The organism is Bartonella capreoli, assembly GCF_902813205.1.
Classification (GTDB): domain Bacteria; phylum Pseudomonadota; class Alphaproteobacteria; order Rhizobiales; family Rhizobiaceae; genus Bartonella; species Bartonella schoenbuchensis.
Genome location: NZ_CADDZX010000115.1, coordinates 1 through 557 on the forward strand (window position 1 = coordinate 1; position 557 = coordinate 557).

The window sequence follows — 557 nt, forward strand, 5'->3', positions numbered from 1 at the left end:
TTGAGCATTAATTAACTGAGTTCGAGAATTTAAAACATCCAATGTCGTAGCCTGCCCTACCCGATTTTCTTGAACACGACCTTTAAGAGCAATTTCAGCAGCACGAACACTCTCACGATACGCGACAACAGACGTACGCGCACCCTCTAACTGAAACCAAGCAGAAGTAAGTGCCTGTCTTATCTTACTATGAGCTAAATTAAGCTGAAGATGAGCCTGCTCAAGTTGTTCCTTGGATTGTCGAATCTGAGCAGATGCACGCCCACCTTCAAAAATTGGAACACTCACTGACACCCCTATTGATTTAGAAACTCCCTCTTCCCCAGCACCACTGTAAATCTGATTATAAGATGCTGCTGCAGAAAGATCAACTTTAGGAAGCAATGCTCCTTCTTTTGCCTTTACATTGTAACGGCTAGCATCAACCAAATATTTTGCATAAAGAATTGCCGGATGTAGTGCAACACTCATCTGATAAGCAGCATCAAGATTGATCGGTAAATCTTTTGCCACAGGTGGATGTATTAATTTTTCAGGATCAGAACCAATAACTTGCC

The 557-nt window shown here is 42.0% G+C and carries 1 protein-coding gene; it reads right to left on the minus strand.

Annotation, left to right across the window (positions count from 1 at the left end):
- Positions 1-557 (minus strand): TolC family protein (locus J7R05_RS07600; protein ID WP_208541804.1); only part of this gene is annotated, 557 nt, incomplete at both ends.